Source organism: Xanthomonas sp. DAR 34887, assembly GCF_041245805.1.
GTDB classification, from domain to species: Bacteria; Pseudomonadota; Gammaproteobacteria; order Xanthomonadales; family Xanthomonadaceae; genus Xanthomonas_A; species Xanthomonas_A tesorieronis.
Genome location: NZ_CP162490.1, coordinates 3242356 through 3264909 on the forward strand (window position 1 = coordinate 3242356; position 22554 = coordinate 3264909).

Genomic DNA, 22554 nt, shown 5'->3' on the forward strand with positions numbered 1-22554 from the left:
AGCTCGAAACCGACACCGCAACAGGCACAGGCGGAAAACGGACGCGCCGAAATCGGCGCGCCCGTCGCGGATCAACGCGCTTCGACCCTGCCTTCCACATCCACGGCGCGCGTCTGTCCGGGCCAGACGCCGAACAGGTCGATGGTGCGCACGCCATTGAGCCATTGGCCGAGCGGCCGCTGCCAATGGAAGTGGCGGCGGTCGGTGGAGCGGATGCCGCGGAACCCCAGTTCCAGGCGCAGGTTGCTCGCGTCCAGCGGGATGTCGCCGATGGTCGAGGTCAGCCCGCCGCTCACCGTCACCCGTCGCTGCTGCGCGCCGCGCGGCGTGTCGAATTGCAGGTGCGCATCGACGATGTAGGTGCCGCCATGGTTGTTGCGCAGGATCAGGGTGAAGGCCCCCAGATGGGTGATCCAGTTGGGCATCGGCAAGCGCCCGCCGAACGAGGCGAAGGCGAAGGCCAGCGGCGCCTGCGTGTCGGCCAGCCGGCCGGCCTCGCTCGGCCACAGGTGCAGATCCACGCTGCGCTGCGCGCTGGTGGAAACGAACGAGCCGCGGCCACGCGCCTGGCCGAGCATCTTCTCCACCGCGCCGGCATTGCCGGTGATGGAGAAACTGTTGTCGGCCGACTGCGATGCCACGTTGACCCCGCTGCGCGCGTACAGCACATCGGTGATCACGCCGAAGCCCTGGGCGATGCCGTTGCCCTGCTGCATGCCTGCCTCCTGCGCGCGCGCCAGCAGCCAGTCCATGTGCCGGGTCAGCAGCGCGGTCGGATCGTTGAGCCCGACCGTTTCCTCCAGTGCGCACTGCGACACCATCGAGCCTTGCCGGCCGAAGCTCCAGGTGATCTTGGTGCCGGCGGTGATCTTGAGCCCGGTCTCCGGATCGGTGACCGAACCGTCCAGCTGCGCGGCTGCGCGCGTCTGCCGCACGTCGCTGGTCATCATGCTCCAGTCGATGCTGAGCGGCTGCCGACGCAACTGCGCATCGTCCAGGCCCGGCAACGCCGCGGCGATGCGGCGGAAGCTGCCGTTGTGCGGATCGACGATGCCGACCGCGCCGGGCGCGATGTCCGGGCTGAGTCCCCAGTTGCCCCAGTAGCCGGGATGGCTGTTGCGTACCATCTGCGTGAACTGCGAGTTCCACTGTGTCATGGCGATGTCCCTGCTCGATGCGAATTGCATCGCGGCCACGCTGGCATCGGCGACAAGCGCTTTGAATTGCACCGATTGCGTAGCGCTGGCCGTTGCTGGCGCGCTACGCATTCGGAAGAATTTATCGCGCACCCCGCTGCAGCCATGCTTGCCGGGACGGCGAATGGCCGCCATTGCACAGGAGCGCGACATGCCCTATCAGTTCGAGCAGGCGAGCAGCCCGCAACAGATCGCCGAGCGCCAGTTCGCCTCGGTCTCGCTGGAAGCCGGCCCTACCACCGGCACGCTGCTGCAGTTCACTCCCTTCACCTCGTGCATCGGGGTGGCGGTCAACAACAACGGCATCCTGATCGGCGTGCACCTGTCGCTGCTGGGCGCCGACGGCACACCGTTCTCGGCCGAAAGCGTCGCGGAGGTGATGCGGCTCACCGGCAAGGACCAGCAGCCGGGCGCGCCGTGCATCGTGTTCGGGCAGGTGGCGTACTGGGAGAATTCGCTGCCGGATGCCTACCAACTGCTGCTGCAGCAATTGCAGCCGAACGAGGTCTACGCGCTGGCCGATCTGACCCCGGGCGTCGGCGTGGACAACCTGGGCCGACCGATCCTCACCGAGTACTGAGCGACACGCGACCGGGAGCCGACGCATGCGGCGACTGGGCGATCCAGATCGCCTGCGGGTGCCGCGTCGCGATCGGGCACCGACGATGAGCGCGCGGCATCCGCGGGCGATGCCGGCGCTCAGCGTTGCAGGTTCTGCAGCGCCGCGCTCACGTACACCAGCGGCGCGTTCCAGTTGATCGCCACTTCGTTGCTGGCATAGCTGCATTCCTGGTCCAGGTAGGACAGCGCCGGCAGCGACGAGGCGTAGCCGTGCTTGCACTGCGCGGCGTCCTGCTGGCCCGGCTGCGGACCGCCGACCAGCAGGCCAGGCACCGGCAAGGCGACCCCGTCGGCGATGGAGATGCGATGGTGGATGTGCAGCGGCGAACGCACGCCGATCCCGGTCACGAACGACATGCCCAGCGGATTGCGCCCGAGCACGTAGTCCAGCTGCGACTGCGCGGCCTGCAGGTACTCGGGCTTGCGTTGCAGCTGATAGGCCTGCAGCAGCAGCATCGCCTGGTTCAGCGCGGTGCTGTTGCTGCCCCAGTGGAAATCGCCCGGGGCCATCGCCACTTTCCACGCCGAGCCCTGCCAGGTTTGCAGCAAGTGCGTGGCCACGCTGTCGATCTCGTGCGCGATGCGCGCCTGGTCCGCATGCGCGGTCAGCCGCGTGCGGTGCTGCGCCAGCGACATCCACGCCAGCCCGCCCACCGAACCCCAGCTCGGTACGCTCGCCGGCACATTGCGCGCCAGCGCCGCGTCGTAGAACGCGTCCTCGCCGGTGGCCAGATACAGCTCGGTGGCGGCCCAGGCGAACTCGTCGTCGAGCTTGTCGTCGTCGTAGCCGCCGGTGTGCACGTCCGCCGGCTGCCGGTAGACCGCGTCCGGATGCGCCTGCGCCCAGGCCCAGGCGCGACGCGAGGCCTGCAGCATGCGCCTGGACACGCCGTCGAAGCGGTCGTCGAACGGTGCGTAGATGCGGCTGGCCTGGGCCATCACCGCAGCGAAGTCGAGCGTGGCCGCGGTGCTCTTCTGCACCACATAGCGCGGCGCGCGCGCCTGGTCGGGCATCTGCATGCCGCCGAAGTCCAGGTTGGTCAGCTTGTGGTAGACACCGCCGTCGCCCGGGTCCTGCATCGCCAGCAACCACTGCAGGTTCCAGTCGACCTCGCGCAGGATGTCGGGCACGCCGCCGCCGCTGTCGGGAATGCCCTCCTTCTGCGCGGCGAAGTAGGCCGGGAACTGCTCGTAGGCGGCCAGCAGCGTGTACACGGTGATGCCGGAATTGACCACGTACTTGTTGTAGTCGCCGGCGTCGTACCAGCCCTTCGGCGCGGCGATCACGGTGCCGGCCGGACGCCCCGGCGACGCCGCCGAGGCGTGGACCAGCACATGGGTGTCGGGGTGCCCTTCGGCGCGCGCGTGGCGGCCGGCGTACTCGCCGGGCAATGCGGTGCTGGCGCGGTTGAAGTAATAGGCCTTCAGTGCCGCGCGCGTCACCGCGTCGTAGGCGTCGGCGGCGATGGCGAAGCTGTCCGATGGCGCCAGCCCGTCCACGCGCAGGCGATAGCGGCCCGGTTCGCGCAGCACAGAGAAGTCGGCGATGCGCACCGTCTGCTGCGCCGGCGCCCATGTCGCCGCCGGGCCCAGCGTGCCGCGCAGCACCACCTTGCCCGAATCGGCGCGTTCGACCGCGAAGCCGTCGCCGTGTCCATCAAGCACCACCGCGAGCTTGCTGGCGGCCGGCAGATAGCCGACCTGGTTGAGCCGGATCGGCGACATGGCGGCGTCCTCGGAACGCGAGGCGCAGCCGGCGACGACCAGGCAGGCGAGAAGCAGGCAACGCAAGGCGATAGGCAGGTTCATGCGCCGATACTGGCCGGCCGTGATGACGGCTGCAAGCGCCGCGCGGCGGGCTTTCAGCCGGCAGCCGGAATGCCGCCGCGGCGGCGGCGCGACGGCGCGATCCGGGCGGCGCCCTACCCCGCCAGCGAACGCGCCTGCAGCGACGGCAGCTCGTGCGCGGTGACGAAACGGCCCTTGTCGTCGCGCGCCAGTTGCGCCAGTGCGCAGTCCGGGTCGTGGGTAAAGAACAGATGCACGTTGCGCGCCAGCGCGTCTTCCAGGAACGCGCGCTTTTCGTCGATGAGCAGTTCCGCATTGCGGTCGTAGCCCATCGTGATCGGCACATGCACCCACGAGCGTCCCGGGATCAGGTCGGCGCAGAACGCGACGCCGCCATGCGCCTGTCCGTCGACCTGCTGCGCGCCGACGATCTCGGCCAGCATCAGCCCCGGGGTGTGCCCGTCGCTGAAACGGAAGCGCACCGCCTCGCCCAGGGCGCGCGAATAGTCGCCGTCGACCAGTTCCAGGCGGCCGCTGGCCTCCAGCAGGCCGGGCAATTCGGGAATGAAGCTGGCACGGTCGCGCGGATGCGGCCGCAACGCGCGTTGCCAGTGCGCCGCGCCGACCAGGAAGTGCGCGTTCGGGAACAGCAGTTCCGGCGCGGCGCCCTCGCGCCATGGCGCCAACAGCCCGCCGGCATGGTCGAAGTGCAGATGGCTCAGCACCACCACGTCGATATCGGTATGCGCGACGCCCGCTGCATGCAACGAATCCAGCAGCACATGGCGCTCTTCCTGGATGCCGTAGCGCGCGCGCAGCGCCGGCGCGAAGAACGCGCCGACACCGGTCTCGAACAGCACCGTCTTGCCGGCCAGCGGGCGCGCCAGCAGCGCGCGGCAGGCCAGCGCGATGCGGTTGGCGTCGTCGGGCGCGGCCCACTGCTGCCACATCGCCTTGGGCGCGTTGCCGAACATCGCGCCGCCGTCGAGCTTCTGCGAGTTGCCTTGGATGGACCAGAGTTTCATTGCCGGGATTCGGGATTGGGGATTCGCAAAAGCAGGCGGCGCGCGGCTCAGCGTGCCGGCGCTGCCGGTTGCAGGACCTCGGCGCTGCCGACCTCGTTGCGCGGGTCGCTGCCGCCGCTGAGCACGTTGTTGCGCTTGTCCCACTCCACCGTCTGCAGGTTGCCCCATACGTGGCTGGACCCACGGCCGCCCTCGGCGCTGTCGCCGGGCAGCTTGAGCGTGTGGCCCATCGCCTGCAGCGCCTGCACGGTGGCCGCGTCGAAGGTGCCGGTCTCGGCCTCGATCACGTCAGGCAGCCACTGGTGGTGGTAGCGCGGCAGCGCGGCGACCTGCTGCGCGCTGAGGCCGTCGTCGTAGCCGAGGATGCCCAGCAGGACCATGGTGATGATGCGGCTGCCGCCCGGCGTACCGAGCACGATCGTCTTGTCGGCGTTCTCCATGAAGGTCGGCGTCATCGAACTGAGCGGACGCTTGCCCGGCTTGGGCGCGTTGGCGGCGTAGCCCATCACCCCGAACGCGTTGGGCGTGCCGGGCTTGAGCGCGAAGTCGTCCATCTCGTCGTTGAGCAGCACACCGGTGCCCTTGGGGATCAACCCGGAACCGAACAGCAGGTTCACGGTCTGGGTCGCGCCGACGCGGTTGCCTTCGCCGTCGATGATCGAAAAATGGGTGGTCTCGTCGTCTTCCAGCGGGGTCGGCTGGCCAGACAGCAGGTCGCTGGGCGTGGCCTTTTCCGGATTGATCGTCGAACGCAGACCCACAGCGTAGTCCTTGCTCAGCAGGATGCGCTGCGGCACCGCGGTGAAGTCCGGGTCGCCGAGAAAGAAGGTACGGTCGCGGTAGGCACGGCGCATGGCTTCCACCACCAGGTGGGTGCGGTGCGCCGGATCCATCGCCTTCAGGTCGTAGCCTTCCAGGATCTGCAGCATGCTGGCCAGGGCGATGCCGCCGGAGGACGGCGGCGGCGCGGTGGTGATGGTCCAGCCCTTGTAGTCGAACTGGATCGGCGTGCGCTGCTTGACCGTGTAGCCGGCCAGTTCCTCGGCGGTCCAGTGACCGCCGGCCTGCTTGACTCCGGCCAGCAGCTTCTTGGCGGTGACGCCGCGGTAGAACCCGTCGAAGCCCTTGGCGCCCAGCAATTGCAGGGTGTTGGCCAGTTCCGGTTGCTTGAACAGGTCGCCTTCGGCGATCGGCTTGCCGTTGCGCAGATACACCTCGCGGGTCCCGGGATAGCGCTCCATCACTTCGCGCCGCGACTGGTAGCCCTCGGCCATGCGGCGGTACACCGGGAAGCCGTCGCGGGCGATGCGGATCGCCGGTGCCAGCGATTGCTGCAGCGGCAGCTTGCCGTGCTTGGTCGCCAGTTCCACCAGCGCCGCCGGCAGGCCGGGGACGCCGGCCGACCATGGGCCGTTGACCGAACGGTCGCGGTCCAGCGCGCCCTTGGCGTCCAGGAACTTGTCGGCGCTCGCCGCTTCCGGCGCGACCTCGCGCGCGTCCAGCATCACGTCCTTGCCGGTCCTGGCGTCGTGCAGCAGGAAGAAGCCGCCGCCGCCCAGGCCGGAGCTGATCGGTTCGACCACCGCCAGCGTCGAGGACACCGCCACCGCCGCGTCGAACGCATTGCCGCCCTCGCGCAGGATCTGCAGGCCGGCGTCGGTGGCCAGGCGGTGCCCGCTGGCGACGGCGGCGCCGGGCGGATGCGCGGCAGCGCTAGCGGTAGCGACCGGCGCCTCGGCCCACGCCGACGGCGTCAGGACCAGGGCGAGCAGCAGGACACGGCGGACGAGAGTGCTCATGCGGCGGGGGGCTCCTGTCGGTAGAACTCGGGATGATCGCGCTGCAGTTGCAGCAGCTTGGCCAGCAACTGGTCGTGGCTCTCCGGGATCGCCGGATCCGGATCGATGCACTCGACCGGACACACCACCACGCACTGTGGCTCGTCGAAATGGCCGACGCATTCGGTACAGCGGGCCGGATCGATCACATAGATCGTCTCGCCCATCGCGATGGCCTGGTTCGGGCAGGCCGGCTCGCAGACGTCGCAGTTGACGCAGAGCTCGTTGATCTTGAGGGACATTTCGCTGGATTCGGCACTAACCGCGCCATCTTACCGGATCGGGCGTGGCGGCCCCGGCATCGCGGTCACGTCCGGCGGGAACGCTGCGTCGCGCAGGCGACGGCTGGCTGAAGGCGCCAGCGGGCGGGCCGGAGGCGCCGATGCACGTGGCAATTGCTTGTGGCGTCCCGGGAACGCCGTTGTCGCCCTGCCTGGCCGAGGCGCGCAGGAACCAGATCGGGCGATGGATGCCGCTGGCGAAACGGAAACGCTGCAGTGAAGACCGGGCCGTCACGGCCGCAGGCCAGCCGACGCTGGCCACTGCGTCGGCTGGCCTGCTTGGACCCGCCTGCGCCAAGCCGGCGCGCCCAAGCAGGCACGCCGGCGCGAAGGCGCTTACTTCGCTTCGACGAAGATGTACTCGGCGCCGGTCGGCTGGATCACGGTCTGCACGCGCGCGTTGTCGGCGGCGTTGCCGATGTAGACCACGCGCACGCCCTTCATCGTGTTCGGCTCGACCTTGGCGAAGGCGGCGGTGATCAGGTCGGCCATCTTGGCCGAGGCCGAGGAGCCGAACGCCAGCATGTTGCCCGGCTGGATGCCGCGGCCGATGGCGGTGGTGGCGCTTTCGACCTGGCGATCGTACTTGGCCTGGAAATCGGCGTCCGACTCCGGCGGCAGGTAGTACAGGAACGGGCTGTTGGTGATGGTGCCCATGTTCTGCAGCGCCACTTCCTGCAGGTACTTCTTCCAGCCGGCATCGTCGTCCTTGGACGGCACGGTCAGCGCCGGCTTCGCATCGGCGACCGGTGCGGCGGCCTCTTCCTTCTTGCAGGCGGTGAAGCCCAGTGCCAGCGAGGCGATCAGCAGCACGCGTACGGTGTTCTTCATGGATGGCTCCCTTGTTGTCTGTGAATGGCGGACGGCTCAGCGCTGCGCCGCGGCTTGGCGGGCCTGGACCAGCGCCTGCACCACCGACGGCGGCACGAAGCCGGACACGTCCCCGCCCAGCCGCGCGATCTCGCGCACCAGCGACGACGAAATGAAACTGTGTTGCTCGGCCGGGGTGAGGAACAGCGTCTCCACTTCCGGGATCAGATGCCGGTTCATGCTCGCCATCTGGAACTCGTATTCGAAATCCGACACCGCGCGCAGGCCGCGCAGCAGCACCCCGCCGCCGACCGAACGCACGAAATGCGCCAGCAGCGTGTCGAAGCCGATCACCTCGACATTGCGGTGCCCCGTCAGCGCCTCGCGGGCCAGGTTCACGCGCAATTCCAGCGGCAGCGTCGGCCCCTTGGACGGACTCTGCGCCACGCCCACCACCACCTGCTCGAACAGCGGCGCGGCCCGGTTGACCAGGTCGATGTGACCGTTGGTGATCGGATCGAAGGTCCCGGGGTAGACGGCGATGCGGCTATGGGCCACGGTCATGCGTTGGATACCGCGTGAAAGTCGCCGGGAAGTGTAGCAGCGGCGCGCCGGTACAGGGCAGCGCGGACCTCGCGGCTGCCGCCCTCGCGGTACAGCGCCCACTGCGCCGGCACGGCCGGCACCTGTCCCGCCGGCGACTCCAGGTACAGCCAGGCGTCGGCCGCCAGCCGCGCCGGCAGCCGCTGCAGCACCGCCTCCCACAACCCGTCGGCGAACGGCGGGTCGACGAAGGCGATGTCGGCCGGGGCCTCGCTGCCCGGCGCCTGCAGCCAGCGCAGCGCGTCGTCCTGCACCACCTGGATCTGCGCCTGCGCCTGCAGCTTGGCGACGCTGGCGCGCAGGCCGGCGGCCAGCGCCGGATCGCGCTCGACCAGGCAGGCCGAGGCCGCACCGCGCGACACCGCCTCCAGCCCGAGCGCGCCGCTGCCGGCGAACAGGTCCAGCACGCGCGCACCGGGCAGCGCCGGCAGCAGCCAGTTGAACAGGGTTTCGCGGACCCGGTCGGAGGTCGGGCGCAGCCCCGGCAGGTCCGGCACCGGCAGCCGCGTGTTACGCCAGCGCCCGCCGATGATGCGTACCTGGCCCGCGCCGGCGCGGCTCATCGGCGGCCTCGCGACGGCCGGGGAACGGGAGGCAACGGGCACGGGATCGACATCGACGGCGGCGGCATGGAACGGGGCCAGGATGATAGACCAGCGCCAGGGCGCCCGCTGGCGCGGCCGGGCGCTTGAAGCCGGGCCTGGCCGCCACCATCTCCGCTGGCAGAGTCGCGCCCTCCTCCGCGCGGCCAGCCATCATCCATGGAGCAAGCACCGATGAGCGTGGAAACCCAAAAAGAAACCCTGGGCTTTCAGACCGAGGTCAAACAGCTGCTGCAGCTGATGATCCATTCGCTGTATTCCAATAAAGAGATCTTCCTGCGTGAACTGATCTCCAATGCCTCCGACGCGGCCGACAAGCTGCGCTTCGAGGCGCTGGTCAAGCCGGAACTGCTGGATGGCGATGCGCAGCTGCGCATCCGCATCGGCTTCGACAAGGACGCCGGCACCGTCACCATCGACGACAACGGCATCGGCATGAGCCGCGAGGAGATCGTCTCGCACCTGGGCACCATCGCCAAGTCCGGCACCTCCGATTTCCTCAAGCACCTGTCCGGCGACCAGAAGAAGGATTCGCACCTGATCGGCCAGTTCGGCGTGGGCTTCTACAGCGCCTTCATCGTTGCCGACCAGGTCGACGTGTACAGCCGCCGCGCCGGACTGCCGGCCAGCGAGGGCGTGCACTGGTCCTCGCGCGGCGAAGGCGAGTTCGAGGTCGCCACCATCGACAAGCCCGAGCGCGGCACCCGCATCGTGCTGCAGCTGAAGGAAGGCGAAGAAGGCTTCGCCGACGGCTGGAAGCTGCGCGGCATCGTGCGCAAGTATTCCGACCACATCGCTCTGCCGATCGAGCTGCCGAAGGAACACCACGGCGAGGACAAGGACAAGCCGGAAACGCCGGAGTGGGAAACCGTCAACCGCGCCAGCGCGCTGTGGACGCGGCCGCGCAACGAGATCAAGGACGAGGAATACCAGGAGCTGTACAAGCACATCGCGCACGACCACGAGAACCCGGTGGCATGGAGCCACAACAAGGTCGAGGGCAAGCTCGAGTACACCTCGCTGCTGTACGTGCCCGGCCGCGCGCCGTTCGACCTGTACCAGCGCGACGCTTCGCGCGGGCTCAAGCTGTACGTGCAGCGCGTCTTCATCATGGACCAGGCCGAGCAGTTCCTGCCGCTGTACCTGCGCTTCGTCAAGGGCATCGTCGATTCCAGCGACCTGCCGCTGAATGTGTCGCGCGAGATCCTGCAGTCCGGCCCGGTGATCGACTCGATGAAGTCGGCGCTGACCAAGCGCGCGCTGGACATGCTGGAGAAGCTGGCCAAGGACGAACCCGAGCGCTACAAGAGCGTGTGGAAGAATTTCGGCCAGGTGCTGAAGGAAGGCCCGGCCGAGGACTTCGCCAACCGCGAGAAGATCGCCGGCCTGCTGCGCTTCGCCTCTACCCACAGCGGCGACGCCGAGCAGAGCGTGGCGCTGGCCGACTACGTGGTGCGGATGAAGGAAGGCCAGGACAAGCTGTACTACCTGACCGGCGAGAGCTACGCGCAGATCAAGGACAGCCCGCACCTGGAAGTGTTCCGCAAGAAGGGCGTCGAAGTGCTGCTGCTCACCGACCGCATCGACGAGTGGCTGATGAGCTACCTCACCGAGTTCGACGGCAAGTCTTTCGTCGACGTGGCGCGCGGCGACCTGGACCTGGGCAAACTGGACAGCGAGGAAGAGAAGCAGGCCAAGGAAGAAGCGGCCAAGGCCAAGCAGGGCCTGGTCGAGCGCATCCAGCAGGCGCTGGGCGAGGACGTCTCGGAAGTGCGCGTATCGCACCGCCTGACCGACTCCCCGGCGATCCTGGCCATCGGCCAGGGCGACCTGGGCCTGCAGATGCGGCAGATCCTGGAAGCCAGCGGCCAGAAGCTGCCGGAGAGCAAGCCGGTATTCGAATTCAATCCGGCGCATCCACTGATCGAGAAGCTGGACGCGGAAGCCGACGGCGAGCGCTTCGGCGACCTAGCGCGGGTGCTGTTCGACCAGGCGGCGCTGGCTGCGGGCGACAGTCTGAAGGATCCGGCTGCTTATGTGCGGCGGCTCAACAAGTTGTTGTTGGAGTTGTCGGCGTAAGCCCTGGCAGCCACGCGTGTAGGGTAACGAAGCCGGCGCCCTGCCGGCTTTGTTGCAGTTGGCACTAGGCGCTCGCTGCTGCGAACTGGCCGTGGGTAACGATCATCAGCCTCTTGCCGTGCAATCAACAACTGAAAAGAGCCTCCCCAAATCCAAGGCCCACGGCGCCTACTTTTTACATACAGAGCGATCTTCAGCTATGAAAACCAAGCTTCCAAAACCTGGGTAACTGACAAATACCTGGTTTAACCGGGGGCCATTCTGCACTTCCTCCCCGCTCGATATCTCAGTTAATTTTTCAACTATCAATCTGTCAAGAACATAATTTTTTGAGCTTATTTTGATTGAAGCCTTTTTGTTTTCCACAGAAGCTTCGACGCAACTTTTTTTTGGCCAATCTCCGGCAGGGCCTCTACGCAGACCTATATCAAAAGCACGCCCCTCATGGCTCCCAAACGTAGAGGCTGCGCACAAAACCTGAAGAGATACGAAAGCCAACAAGAAGATATTTTTCATAAACCTACTCCACGGGATGACCAGAATAAGCCTCCCTATAACCAAACCCAATATCCCGTCGATATGGATTTTCAAAAATCTTAACTGTGTTCACCTCATCCAAAATCCCTCCATCATCCAAAGACTTGTAACCAACAGCTGATGAGCCGATACTCGTATGGCCAATCTCATGAGCCAGCAAGACATCCAAAGTCGCACCTTTCAGCTCTGGCGGATTACCCTTCAGATCCAAATATCCCTTCACATCAAGCGTATAAGTAATAGCATTCCCACCCCCTAATCCGCCACGAAAGTCTGGGTCGAATCCAGACTGTGGAGTGATGAGCTCCATCGCGACTTTTGCCTTATGCATTACCGCATATCTCCCCACCCTACCGCCAATCTTTGTACTAAGAAATTTAGTAAGCGCCTTTTTTGTCTCTTTAGGCATTGGAGATGGATTGGCCGGATCAGCCGGGTTGTTTGATGCGACAGAAGCATGAGTGAATACACTGCTCGGGTTCCGCGCCTCGATATTTAATGTCGACTCCTGCTTTGTTGTGAACTCCCCGGTAGACTTGCAAGTGTCATCATAATTTGTAATGTGCGATCCCGTGCACCGCCCATCAGGATCAAAAAATCTATAGGGATTGTTGTTCCCGTACCAGTATCTATTGAAATTACTACCGCTGATCGAGTTGGCCCTCACCGGGTCCACCGACAAAAACCGGCCAATCAGCGGATCATAGTACCGCTGCTGCATGTACGTCAGCCCGGTGGCCGCATCCTGCACATGGCCGGTGAACCCGGGTCCATCGGTCACCGGGCGATTGAGCAGCTTGCCGTAGGGTTCGTACTCGCTGGTCTCGATCAGGTTGCCGCTGGCGTCGGTGATGGCGATCGGGGTGCCGAGGGCGTCTGTGTGGACGTATTCCACCGTTTCGGCGGCTGCGTGGAGCGGCAGCGCGAGGCCCAACAGCCACAGCAGCTTGGTCAAACGCTTGCCGCTTCCTTTCATCTCGTGTCCGATGCTCATTGGTTCGGCCCTCCCTCGAGCGGCGGAGTGTAGGCGGCGGACCAGGCCGAGCAGCCGTTCTCGTTGCAGGCGCGGACCTGGACGCTATTGCCGCTACCACTCTTGCTAAGGCGGGCGAAGGTCTTTGGTCCGGAGTAGCTGACTGCACCGGTGACTTCATAACGCGTGGCGCGGGCTCTAGGTGTCCAGTCCAAGTCGAAGGTTGTAGGCGAGGTATTTAGATAGCGATAGCTAGGGTTGAACGCTGGCATGGCTGGCGGCGAGGTATCCACCACCGTGGTCTGGGTATTGGAGTACGGTCCGCAGCCCGCGATGTTGCAGGCCTTGCTGCGGTAGGCATAGCTGCCGTTGCCCTTGCTGGCGAACGCCTGGCTGGTGGCATTGGCGTTCTGCGTGGCGCTCCAGCCGCCGCCATTGGCGCTCTCTTCAAGGGTGTAGCTACTGGCGGCGGCCACACCGCTCCAGCTCACCGTGTAGCCATTGACACCGGCACTGGCCGGAGCGCTCAGGCTGGGTGTGCCGGTGGGGGCGAAGATCACCTGAGTGGAGGCATTGCCCGAGTACGGTCCACAGCCAGCCGCATTGCAGGCCTTGACTCGGTACACGTACGTGCCAGCGCCGCGGCCGCTGACACCTGCGCTGGTTCCGCCCACCGAGGCGATCCCGCTCCAGCTGTTGCCGCCGTCGCTGCTCTCTTCCAGGTTGTAGCTGACAGTGGTGGCGACCGTGCTCCAGCTGAGCGTGTAGCTGCCGGTGGTGTTGGTCGCCGGCGCGCTCAACGAAGGCGCCGAACCCGGGGCGTAGACCGCCTGCACCGTGCCGGTGCCCGAGTACGGCCCGCAGCCAGCGGGATTGCAGCCGCGCACGCGATAGGCGTAGCCGCCAGCGGCCTTGCCGCTATAGGCGTTGCTCTGCGCGCTGCCGCTGTAGGACACGCCCCAGTTGCCGCCGTTGGCGCTTTCCTCCAGCGAGTAAGTGGCCGCGCCAGTGACCGTGCCCCAGCTGATGGTGTAGTTGCCGACCACGCCGGTGCCGGGCACGCTGATGCTGGGTGCATCGCTCGGTGCGAACTGCACCACTGTCGTGCCGGTGGCGCTCCACCCGCCGCAGTAGCTGCCCAGGCAGGCACGGGCGCGATAGGCGTAGCTGCCCGCGGCCTTGCCGGAGACCGCCTGGCTGGTCGCGGTGCCCGAGGACAGCGCCGTCCAGCTACCGCCGTTGGCTTGCTCCTGCAGTTCGTAGCGGTTGGCAGAGGCCACCGTCGTCCACTGCACGGTATAGCTGCCGGAGCTGCTGTAGCCGGGGACGGTCACGCTGGGCGAAGCCAAGGTCGGCAGATTGCTGACCTTGGCCAGCAGGCTGCCGCCCAGGTACACGTACTCGGTGATCTTGCCGACCCGTTCGTCGCGCTGATAGCGCAGCACGCCGTCCTGACCGTACAGCGAAACGATATTGCCCAGGCTCGGGCTGGTGGCCAGCACCCGACGGCCCTGCGCGTCGTAGCGGTAGGTCTCCACGCCGGTGACCTCGCGCAGGCGGTTGCCCTTGTCGAACAGGTAGTGGACGCCGTTCTTGTTGGACAGGTTGCCCTGGGCGTCGTAGCTCAGCCCGATCACCGCCGAGCTATCGGAAGTGTTGTTGACGCTCAGCAGCTGCCGGTTGGCGTTGTAGAAGTAGCTGTAGTCGCGACTGCCGCCGACCTTGACCGCGGTCAGGTCGTCGAGCACGTTGTAGCTGTAGCGCGCCAGGTTGTCGCCGCCGAACATCGCCGACTGCGTGGTGGACAGGCGATCCAGCCCGTCGTAGCTCATGCTGCGGGTCTGCCGGCCGCGCGCGTAGTCGGTGATGCCGCCGACGTTGCCGTTGGCGTCGTAGGTATAGCCCAGGTCCAGCGGATTGCTGGCGCCGCTGTCGGAGCTGCGCGCCGGCAGCTGACGTGCATTCTGCGCCATGGTGTGCACGATGCCGTTGCCGTAGGTGAACTGCTTGATCGCCCCGTTCGGGTAATAGCCCACGCCCAATGCGTAGCCGTTGGCCTGAGTCGCCTGGCCCAGCGCGTTCGGTGCGTAGTTCAACGCCAGCCCCGATGGATAGGTGACGCCGGCGGGATGGCCGTTGGCGGTGTACGCGTAGCCAATGCTCAGCGCGCTGGATCCCGGCTGGGTCATGCTCTCGCTCAACAGCAGGCGTCGCTTGTTGTACGCATACGCATTGACCACAGCGTCGCCGCCGTTGCTGTTGTTGGTGGTGACCTGCGCGGGCAAGCCATCGGCGGTGTAGACGAAAGACTGATTACCGACGCCATCGGGGAACGCCAGCGTGGCCAGGCGGTTACGTGCGTCGTAGCTCCTGCCGACCTTGGCACCGGCGGCAACGTCGGCGCTGTTGCACGATGAGGTCGACGTGTAGCTCTGCCCGCTGGCTGACCAGGCCACGTTGCCGGCCGCATCGTAGTCCATCACCGTGGCGCCGGTTTCCGGCTCGATGGTCTTGCACAGTTGCTGGTAGCCGTCGTAGACGTAGCTGCGCGTGACCGACAGCGACCCGTCGGCATTACGGCGACGGATCGAGCCCGGCTTGCCGAACACGTCCAGCGTGATATCGGTATTGGCGCCTTCCGGATGTTGGATCCATACCGGCTTGCTGTAATCCGGTTGATCGAACACCTGGAACCCGCTCACCGTCTGCTGGCCGCGCGGGTTGGTCACCCGGGTCTGGTTGCCGGCCAGGTATTCGGTGCGCGTGGTCAGCAGGCCCAGTTCGCTGTCCTGCGATACCGAGGTGGCACGGCCCAGCGCGTCGTATTCGCTCCAGGTGCCGGTGCTCAGCGTATCGCTCGTTCCGGGGTAGGAACTGAAGGTGGTGCGTCCGTCGTAGTCGTAGGTGAACTTCTGGAAGCGCTGGGTGTTGGCTTCGTTGCCGACTTCGAATTCGCGCGTCAGCAGCGGGCGCCACAGCGCATCGAAATAGGTCAGCTTGCGTGCGTTGCCGGTGGCCACGGTCTGCCGCCAATGGCCGGCATCCAAGCCGTATTCGCTGCCGTTGACCTGCTCGAATGCCTGTGTGGTGGTATTCCAGGCCACGTTGTCGCTGGCCGGATAGGCGATGCTCGCCAGTCGTCCCATCGTGTCGTAGCCATAGGTGGTGGTGTAGCCGTTCTCGTCGGTGGTCGAGGTGATCCAGCCGCTGTCGTTGACCGTGGCCGACTCGGTGCTGCCGTCGGCATAGCGGATCGACTGCGGAACACCGCGCTTCCAGTTGGAGACGGTGGTTGTGTTGTTGTTGCCGTCCTTCACCGTGGCCAGCGTGCCGTCGCCGCTATAGCCCAAGGTCAGGCGCAGTTTGCCGAACGACCAGCGTTGCGAGGGCATCGCATTAGCATCGAAGCTGGTTTGCGATTCCACCAGGCCGGTATTGGTGTTGGTGCTCTTGGCGCGTTGGCCGACGATCCACTTGCCCAGGTCGTCGTAGTACTCGGTCGCATCGGTGCGCGAGTGCCACGGGCTGGCGCGGGTGACGCTGAGCGTCCGCGCGAACGCATCGAAGCCGTTCGCAGTCCAGGTATAGGTGGTGCTGTCCTGCACCACCGTCTTGCTGCGCAGCGGGCGCAGCACGTTGGTCAGCGGGTTGGGAATACCGAGCAGGGATTGTCCCATTTCCGCCGGGAATGGCTGGGCAGCTACGTCGCCATCGGCGAAATAGGTGTTGCTGGTCTTGGAAACAGTATTGCCGTTGGCGTCCAGTGCCGAGGTACTTAGCAGGCGGCCGTCATTGAGGCCGTACATGATCCCGAATTCATAAGCGGTAGCGTTACCGTCCGGATTGGTCACCTTGGTCGTCTTACTCGGCGTGCAGGTTGGGCAGGGATCAGTCGCTTTGCCCGTCTTGTAGAATTGTGTTACGCCATCGCCCGGCTGGTAATGCCAGACCTGCTGCGCAAGGCCCGGGCCGGTCACGGTCTTCGACGTCAGAACATAGTTGTCAAAGTAGTTAGGAACATAAGGAATTGGCGGCTCCTGACCAATCGGCAGAGCACACCGGATGATGGGAGTATGGCTCCTGTACTGACGACGGTAGTCGAAGGCGAACACGCCTACGGCACCGGAAGGATGGTTCACCTGCAGCGACACCGCGCCATCCATCGGATCGGGCTCATAGACGCAACTGCTGGCACCACCGCCGGCTGGTGGCTCGCGCTTTGGCAGCATATTGCCGCTGATGATGCTATAGATCCACTGCGAGCCATCGGGCTGGGTGACGGTCTTCAGGCGATAGGCGCCTTGTGCCGTCGGATACGCCGTGCTGAATTCGTAACCGTAACTCCAGGTCTGACCGTTCGCCTGGATACTGCTGATCAAATCGCCGTTGTAATTCAGCGTGATCGCACGGCCGTCGCTGGACTGGATCGACGACAGCTTGTCGCCCGCGTAGCTATACGTCACCCAATTGCCAAAGCGATCTTCAACGCGGCTCGCCGCAAGCGCTACGCGCACTCGCACCGCCGGGGCACCTGAGCCTGCCTGCAGGTAACCCTTTATCTGAGTGACAATTGCATAGTCGAAGTAATACTTTACGCCGGAAGGCGAAACAGCCAGAAAACCCTCACCACCGTAATTGCTTGCGGCGGTCAGACAACCCAGGCGCCACCCATCCTTGGTGATCCAGGGGCGTGCCACGCCATCGGTCGGTCGTGGCGTCTTGGTCTGATTGTCGACCAATAGCTCCTGCTCGCCGGCACCGGGCACATGTAGATAGTAGCCGTGCCACATATCGTAAACGCTATACGAAACGTTACCGACGGTCATTGCAGCATCGGGTATAGCTGGAACGGAACAACGTGCGCTAGGCGATGCGCTAGTCGTTACCCAGCCTTTATCTGACCGGAACTCGCCGTACACCCGAGGCGTATCGATTTCCCAGTCACCGAACCCCTTTGCAACATACTCCGAGCGCCGGTTCGTGACCTTAAACTCGCGCCCTACCGAGACCGGCAGCGCATTGTTGCCCGGTACGTCAACGTCGGTGGCATGGAAGCCGACACTGAGGTCGTACAGGCTGATGTTCTCACCGAAGATGTTGCCCTTCAACGGACCGACGACCTGCGATGCTTTGATCTTCTTCTCGTACTCCTCGTAAGGCGACAGGTCGTCCCCGGCGTGCACGCGCACACCCAGGCACACCAGCAGCATGCCGATCACCAGCCGTACTTTGAACATCCGCCTGCCTCTTCCCTTTCAGCCCGTTGCGGGCCGAATTCCCTGAACGATCGCGAGGCTCCAAACCGCGAGTATCGCGATAACGAAAATCGCAAAAAAGCAATACGAATCCATCGCGCCAAGGCACGAGGCAATGAGTTGAACGGAAAATCCCCTGCGGGCTGGATCCCGGCCCCTGTCGAATTATCGAACCAATTCAGGGATACCTGTCAACAAAATTTTTCAGCATCCGACGAGTGGTGTCGTCTCCTGAAATCTTCCACATCGTCGGCTCGGCCGCCACGCAATTCGCGCATAGCTGAGTCATTACAACGCCATCTACGCATGCGGGCGTCTTGTATTGCGCGACGCCTGACTGGCGCACAGATCAGGCCGCTCAGTGTCGGCTCGCAGTCTAGGGTGTTCACAAGGCGCGGCACGGGCGAGAATCCGGGTCACCCTCGCCCGTGCTTTTTCGATGAATACCAGCGATACCGTCGCACTGTCCCTGGACCAGGCCACCGCGCTGGTCGAACGCATCCTGCACCATGCCGGCTTCGGTCCGGCGCATGTGCGGCCCCTCACCGCCACGATCGTCGCAGGCGAACGCGATGGCTGCGCGTCGCATGGGCTGTACCGGACGCTGGGGTGTGTGGCGACGCTGCGCAACGGCAAGGTCGTAGGCGATGCCGAACCGGTCGTGCACGATCAGGCACCCGGGATCGTGCGCGTCGATGCCTGCGGCGGCTTTTCGCTGCTGGCCTTCGAGCGCGGCCTGCCGTCGCTGATCGGCAAGGCGCGCGGCAATGGGCTGGCGGCGCTGGCGATCAACCATTGCGTGCATTTCTCCGCATTGTGGCCGGAAGTCGAACGCATCACCAAGGCCGGGTTGGTCGCATTGATCTGCAACCCCAGCCACGCCTGGGTCACGCCAGCCGGCGGCCACACGCCCTTGCTGGGAACCAACCCGCTCGCGTTCGGCTGGCCACGCGGGGATGCGCTTCCCTTCGTATTCGATTTCGCCACCAGCGCGGTGGCACGCGGCGAGATCGAGTTGCACCGCCGCGCCGGCCTGCCGATTCCCGAGGGTTGGGGCGTGGACGCCGCCGGCAAGCCGACCACCGATCCGAACGTGGTCGCCGGCGGCGGCGGCGCAATGTTGACCTTCGGCGGGCACAAGGGGTCGGCGTTGTCCGCGATGATCGAACTGATCGCCGGGCCGCTGATCGGAGACCTCACCAGCGCCGAATCGCTGGCGCACGACGCCGGCGCCGGCGCCTCGCCCTATCACGGCGAACTGATCCTGGCCTTGGACCCGGTCCGGTTCCTCGGCGCCGAGTGGGCCGCGCACATGGCGCGCGCCGAGGCGTTCTTCGCCGCCTACCAGGACACCGGTGCGCGGCTGCCCTCGCAACGCCGCTATCAGGCACGCGAGCGCAGTGTCCGCGACGGCGTGCGGATTCCGCGCGACCTGCACCGGGACCTGCTGAAGTTGCTGGACTAAACCAGCGCAGCGCGGAGGCGGCGCGAGCACAAGGCGCTGCCCGAGCATGCGACTGAGCAGGCGGACAAGCGCCGCCGATCGATCCGAAAACCCTGGCCATGCAGCGCCAACCGCAACCAGGCATAGCGCACATCGATGCGATTGCCGTGATCCCTACGATCGCCGATGTACCGGCCGCCTTGTACTCACCAAACAAGTAGCTGGCGCGATCACCATCTAGCAGGCGCCATCGCCATCGCGCAGCAAGCCGGCGCCATGGGTGTTGATCCCAAGCGCCCTGACGATCGTTTCGCGATGCCCCAAGGCCATTTTGCTCGACACCGGCGGCAGCCTTGCAAGGGACTACCGTCGGCATCGCCTGCCATCACATCAAGGTACGTGTGAGCGGATAGCAACGGCAAAGCGCATCTACAACATCCAGGCTGGTCCTAGCCAACGCACGCTTAGAACTTCACCGTCGCCCGCGCCCAGTAGTAGCGGCCGAGCAGATCGTAGGTGGCCACATCGGTATTGGCGTTGGTGACGTTGTTGGCGTAGTACAGCGGCGGCTGCTTGTCGGCCAGGTTGTCCACGCCCAGCTCGAAGCGGGTGTGCCAGGGCTTGACGTTATAGCCGACCTGCACGTTGTGATACACGTACGAACCGATGCCGCGCACCACGGCGGCCTGGTCGGCGTCGGCCGACAGACCCTGCCGCGTATCGGCGCTGCCGATCTCGGTGCTGCCGATGTAGCGGATGCGCCACGACGCGCTCCAGTCGCCCAGGTTCCAGCTCAGCGTGCCCAGCCCGCGCCAGCGCGGGAAGTTGCCGTAGGCGTAGGTGTACTTGCCGGCGTTGTGGATGGTGACGGTGCTGGCGTCGGTGGTGTCCGGGTTGATGTCGTAGCGGATCACGTAGGTGCCGTTGAGGCTGGCGTTGAAGCTGCCCCACGCGGTGTCCGGCAGGCGGTAGTTGAGGCTGAAATCGGCGCCGCTGGCCCACAGCTTGCCGAGGTTCACGGTGGGCTCGGCGACGTAGTTGATGGTGCCGTTGTCGTTGCGGTGAATCAGCGCGCAGAACGCGCTGGACGCGTTGGCGTAGCACTGGTTGAGCACGGTCTGCGCCGACACCTGGGTGATGGTGTCCTGCAGGTTGATCTTCCACAGGTCCGCGCTCATCGACAGGCCGTCCAGCCAACCCGGATCGTAGACCACGCCGAAATCGTAGGACTTGCCGGTTTCCGGCTTGAGCTGGTAGCCGGCCACCACCGCGCCGGACGCCTTGGCGCCGACCTGGTTGTCGGCCTGCTGGTAGCTGCCGTCGGTGGGCACGTTGGCGCAGGCCGCGGCATGGCCGCCGGTGTAGCCGTTGCAGGGATCGTTGACCGACGGCGAATCGCCGACCACGCCGGAGTACAGTTCGCTGATATTCGGCGCACGGAACACCTGCGACACGGTGCCGCGCAGCAGCAGGTTCTCGATCGGACGATATTCCAGCGAGACCTTGCTGTTGGTCTTGCTGCCGACGGTGTCGTAGTCGGAGAAGCGGCTGCCCACGGTCAGGTTCAACGAGTGCACCATCGGCAGATCCGCCAGCAGCGGGAACAGCGCCTCGGCGTAGGCCTCCTTGACGCTGAAGCTGCCGCCGAGCACGGTGGCGCAGAATTCGATCACGCCGCACATGCCGTTCTCGTCGCCGGTCCACAGCGGATCGGCGGCGGTGGAGGTGCTTTCCTTGCGGTAGGACACGCCCGCCGCCAGGCTCACCGTGCCGGCCGGCAGGTCGAACAGGTTGCCGTTGGCGTTGGCTTCGAACTGCTTGACGGTGTAGACGCTGGTGACGATCGGGTTGACCACCAGTGCCTCCAGCGCCGCCTTGTTGCTGGCGCTGTTGAGGTTGAACACGTCGATCGGGGTACAGCCGGCGATCACCGCGCCCGCACTGCCGCACTTGACCGTGCCGTCGCTGTCCAGGAACGAGGGGCCAACCGCGGCGTTGAAGCCGGCGTAATTGAGGAAGCCGTAGTTGATCGACTTCTGCTTGACCTTGCCGTAGTTGACGCTCGCATCCCATTGCCAGGAGCTGTCGCCGAAGCTGCCGCGCAGGCCGGAATTGATCTGGAAATTGTAGGTGTTGTACTCGTATTGGCGGTTGCCCAGCACCGTGGCGCGGGTGTTGAAGCTGTTGTACGAGGTGCCGGTGCTGCGGTCGGTGCCGAAATTGACCCCGAACGGGTTGTAGTAGCTGTCGGCGGAGACCAGGAAATTGTCGCCGTTGGCGAAGATCGGGATCGGCGCGATGATCGAGGACGAGGTGGTCTTGCTGAAGTAGGTGTTGACGTAGCCTTCCAGGTGATCGTTGAAGCGGTAGCTGCCGATCACGAAGGCATTGGTGCGTTCCTGCGGCGTCTGCAACAGGTTGTACGGCTGGTAGTTGTAGGAATCGGTGGAGGCGACGTAGCAGTGGTACTGGCTGGCGTTGGTGGGACTGCTGTCGCCGCCGTTGAAGGTGACCCGCGAACAGCCGTTGCTGGCCGCCAACGCCTTGGACTGGGCGGAACCTTCGTCGAAGCTGATGCTGCCGGTCGGCGTGGCCGAGGAGCCCTGCTTCACCGGCACGCCGTCGATCAGCGACAGCGCATCCTTGGAATAGCTGCGCTGGCCGGCCGAGACCGGATCGATGTTGTGGTAGGACAGGCCGGCGACGATGCTGCCGCGCTCGCCGGTCTTGCCCGCGGTCAGGGAGAAGTTGCGGCGGTTGCCGTCGCTGCGCGAGCTGGTGCCGAAGTCGGTGCTGCCCTCGATGCCGTCGAAGCCCTTGCGCAGGATGAAGTTGACGACGCCGCCGATCGCATCCGAACCGTACACCGCCGAGGCGCCGTCGCTGAGCACTTCCACCCGCTCGATCATCGTCGCCGGGATCGCGTTGACGTCGTTGCTGGCCAGGCGCGTGCCGTTGACCAGGATCAGCGTGCGCTTCTCGCCCAGACCGCGCAGCGAGATGGTCGAGGCGCCGGTGCCGCCGCCGTTGTTGGTGTTGGGGTTGGTCGCATTGCCGGCGATGGAGGGCAGTTCCTGCACCAGATCGCCGAGCGTGGCCTTACCGGTCGCCTCGATTTGCGCGCGGTCGATCGTCACCACCGGATTGGCGGTCTCGGTATCGACGCGGCGCAGGCGCGAGCCGGTGACCACGATGCTGTCCAGGGTCTGGGTCTTGCCGTCGTCCGCACTCGCGTCCTGTGCCAGCGCCGACCAGGAACTGCCCAGCGACAATGCGGCGACGACGGCCAGCGCCAGCGGCTGTTGCGCCGGTGCGCGGCGACGGTGGGGATGGGGTGCGTGCGGGAACGACATGGAAATCTCCTGAGCGATGGCGACACGTGGCGTAAGCGGAAACGAGGGGCCGAACGGGTCCGCACCGGCTTGCGCCAGCGACGGAACGTGCAATGAGGACGACGCTGCGCAGCGACGCCGGTGGTACGCATCCTGCGTCGCGACCAACG

16 protein-coding genes are annotated in these 22554 nt (G+C 65.6%); 4 read left to right on the top strand and 12 right to left on the bottom strand.

Translation table 11 applies throughout. From position 1 onward, the window contains the following. Positions 1–71 precede the first annotated feature (71 nt). Positions 72–1157, bottom strand: a complete 1086-nt coding sequence (locus AB3X08_RS13685; protein ID WP_369933196.1) for a hypothetical protein — start codon at positions 1155–1157, stop codon at positions 72–74. A gap of 190 nt (positions 1158–1347) precedes the next feature. On the opposite strand from AB3X08_RS13685, the gene AB3X08_RS13690 reads away from it, so the two are divergent. Continuing rightward, complete coding sequence (locus AB3X08_RS13690; protein WP_369933197.1) at positions 1348–1776, top strand: hypothetical protein; 429 nt, start codon at positions 1348–1350, stop codon at positions 1774–1776. Positions 1777–1895: 119 nt separating this feature from the next. Here the strand turns inward: AB3X08_RS13690 and AB3X08_RS13695 are convergent, their stop codons facing one another. The 7 genes from AB3X08_RS13695 to rsmD all read right to left on the bottom strand — a co-directional run bounded on the left by AB3X08_RS13695 (position 1896) and on the right by rsmD (position 8725). After that, positions 1896–3626 (bottom strand): glycoside hydrolase family 9 protein, encoded by a 1731-nt coding sequence (locus tag AB3X08_RS13695; RefSeq protein ID WP_369933198.1) that lies wholly within the window; start codon positions 3624–3626, stop codon positions 1896–1898. 113 nt (positions 3627–3739) lie between these two features. Then, positions 3740–4630 (bottom strand): MBL fold metallo-hydrolase, encoded by an 891-nt coding sequence (locus AB3X08_RS13700; RefSeq protein WP_369933200.1) that lies wholly within the window; start codon positions 4628–4630, stop codon positions 3740–3742. 47 nt (positions 4631–4677) lie between these two features. Beyond that, on the bottom strand, positions 4678–6429 hold the full coding sequence (gene ggt, locus AB3X08_RS13705; protein WP_369933202.1) for a gamma-glutamyltransferase: 1752 nt from the start codon (positions 6427–6429) through the stop codon (positions 4678–4680). After that, positions 6426–6710: a YfhL family 4Fe-4S dicluster ferredoxin gene (locus AB3X08_RS13710; protein ID WP_179563903.1), complete on the bottom strand. Its 285-nt coding sequence runs from the start codon at positions 6708–6710 to the stop codon at positions 6426–6428. The genes ggt and AB3X08_RS13710 overlap by 4 nt, the downstream gene beginning before the upstream one ends. A gap of 375 nt (positions 6711–7085) precedes the next feature. Continuing rightward, positions 7086–7580, bottom strand: coding sequence for a hypothetical protein (locus tag AB3X08_RS13715; RefSeq protein WP_369933203.1), 495 nt, complete (start codon positions 7578–7580; stop codon positions 7086–7088). 36 nt (positions 7581–7616) lie between these two features. Next, a complete protein-coding gene (gene coaD / locus AB3X08_RS13720; protein WP_369933205.1) occupies positions 7617–8123 on the bottom strand; it encodes a pantetheine-phosphate adenylyltransferase in 507 nt (168 codons plus the stop codon). Next, a complete protein-coding gene (rsmD, locus tag AB3X08_RS13725; RefSeq protein WP_369933206.1) occupies positions 8120–8725 on the bottom strand; it encodes a 16S rRNA (guanine(966)-N(2))-methyltransferase RsmD in 606 nt (201 codons plus the stop codon). The genes coaD and rsmD overlap by 4 nt, the downstream gene beginning before the upstream one ends. Positions 8726–8938: 213 nt before the next feature. Here rsmD and htpG point away from each other — a divergent pair, with 213 nt between their 5' ends. Continuing rightward, on the top strand, positions 8939–10843 hold the full coding sequence (gene htpG, locus AB3X08_RS13730) for a molecular chaperone HtpG (RefSeq protein ID WP_369933208.1): 1905 nt from the start codon (positions 8939–8941) through the stop codon (positions 10841–10843). 168 nt (positions 10844–11011) lie between these two features. Here htpG and AB3X08_RS13735 read toward each other — a convergent pair whose 3' ends face one another. From AB3X08_RS13735 to AB3X08_RS13745, 3 genes are read right to left on the bottom strand one after another with little or no spacing between them, the layout of a single operon-like run. Beyond that, the gene (locus AB3X08_RS13735) at positions 11012–11359 is read right to left on the bottom strand and encodes a hypothetical protein (RefSeq protein WP_369933209.1); all 348 of its coding nucleotides are present in this window, start codon (positions 11357–11359) and stop codon (positions 11012–11014) included. 4 nt (positions 11360–11363) lie between these two features. After that, entirely contained in the window at positions 11364–12374 is a 1011-nt protein-coding gene (locus AB3X08_RS13740) for an RHS repeat domain-containing protein (RefSeq protein WP_369933211.1), read from the bottom strand. After that, positions 12371–16159, bottom strand: coding sequence for an RHS repeat protein (locus tag AB3X08_RS13745; protein WP_369933212.1), 3789 nt, complete (start codon positions 16157–16159; stop codon positions 12371–12373). The genes AB3X08_RS13740 and AB3X08_RS13745 overlap by 4 nt, the downstream gene beginning before the upstream one ends. 267 nt (positions 16160–16426) lie before the next feature. Here AB3X08_RS13745 and AB3X08_RS13750 point away from each other — a divergent pair, with 267 nt between their 5' ends. Together AB3X08_RS13750 and AB3X08_RS13755 are read left to right on the top strand one after the other, a co-directional pair. Beyond that, complete coding sequence (locus AB3X08_RS13750; protein ID WP_369933213.1) at positions 16427–16888, top strand: hypothetical protein; 462 nt, start codon at positions 16427–16429, stop codon at positions 16886–16888. 1159 nt (positions 16889–18047) lie between these two features. Next, positions 18048–19073, top strand: coding sequence for an Ldh family oxidoreductase (locus tag AB3X08_RS13755; protein WP_369933214.1), 1026 nt, complete (start codon positions 18048–18050; stop codon positions 19071–19073). Between the two features lie 443 nt (positions 19074–19516). Here the strand turns inward: AB3X08_RS13755 and AB3X08_RS13760 are convergent, their stop codons facing one another. Further along, on the bottom strand, positions 19517–22405 hold the full coding sequence (locus AB3X08_RS13760) for a TonB-dependent receptor (protein WP_369933216.1): 2889 nt from the start codon (positions 22403–22405) through the stop codon (positions 19517–19519). Between the last annotated feature and the right edge of the window lie 149 nt (positions 22406–22554).

Bases quoted from the DNA above. Each gene is read 5' to 3' on its own strand.
- AB3X08_RS13745 (WP_369933212.1), bottom strand. From the start codon at position 16,159: ATGTACGGCCTCAATGACGGCCGCCTGCTAAGTACCTCGGCACTGGAC.
- AB3X08_RS13690 (WP_369933197.1), top strand. From the start codon at position 1,348: ATGCCCTATCAGTTCGAGCAGGCGAGCAGCCCGCAACAGATCGCCGAG.
- htpG (WP_369933208.1), top strand. From the start codon at position 8,939: ATGAGCGTGGAAACCCAAAAAGAAACCCTGGGCTTTCAGACCGAGGTC.
- coaD (WP_369933205.1), bottom strand. From the start codon at position 8,123: ATGACCGTGGCCCATAGCCGCATCGCCGTCTACCCCGGGACCTTCGAT.
- ggt (WP_369933202.1), bottom strand. From the start codon at position 6,429: ATGAGCACTCTCGTCCGCCGTGTCCTGCTGCTCGCCCTGGTCCTGACG.
- rsmD (WP_369933206.1), bottom strand. From the start codon at position 8,725: ATGAGCCGCGCCGGCGCGGGCCAGGTACGCATCATCGGCGGGCGCTGG.
- AB3X08_RS13695 (WP_369933198.1), bottom strand. From the start codon at position 3,626: ATGAACCTGCCTATCGCCTTGCGTTGCCTGCTTCTCGCCTGCCTGGTC.
- AB3X08_RS13735 (WP_369933209.1), bottom strand. From the start codon at position 11,359: ATGAAAAATATCTTCTTGTTGGCTTTCGTATCTCTTCAGGTTTTGTGC.
- AB3X08_RS13755 (WP_369933214.1), top strand. From the start codon at position 18,048: ATGAATACCAGCGATACCGTCGCACTGTCCCTGGACCAGGCCACCGCG.
- AB3X08_RS13700 (WP_369933200.1), bottom strand. From the start codon at position 4,630: ATGAAACTCTGGTCCATCCAAGGCAACTCGCAGAAGCTCGACGGCGGC.
- AB3X08_RS13750 (WP_369933213.1), top strand. From the start codon at position 16,427: ATGGCTCCTGTACTGACGACGGTAGTCGAAGGCGAACACGCCTACGGC.
- AB3X08_RS13710 (WP_179563903.1), bottom strand. From the start codon at position 6,710: ATGTCCCTCAAGATCAACGAGCTCTGCGTCAACTGCGACGTCTGCGAG.
- AB3X08_RS13715 (WP_369933203.1), bottom strand. From the start codon at position 7,580: ATGAAGAACACCGTACGCGTGCTGCTGATCGCCTCGCTGGCACTGGGC.
- AB3X08_RS13740 (WP_369933211.1), bottom strand. From the start codon at position 12,374: ATGAGCATCGGACACGAGATGAAAGGAAGCGGCAAGCGTTTGACCAAG.
- AB3X08_RS13685 (WP_369933196.1), bottom strand. From the start codon at position 1,157: ATGACACAGTGGAACTCGCAGTTCACGCAGATGGTACGCAACAGCCAT.
- AB3X08_RS13760 (WP_369933216.1), bottom strand. From the start codon at position 22,405: ATGTCGTTCCCGCACGCACCCCATCCCCACCGTCGCCGCGCACCGGCG.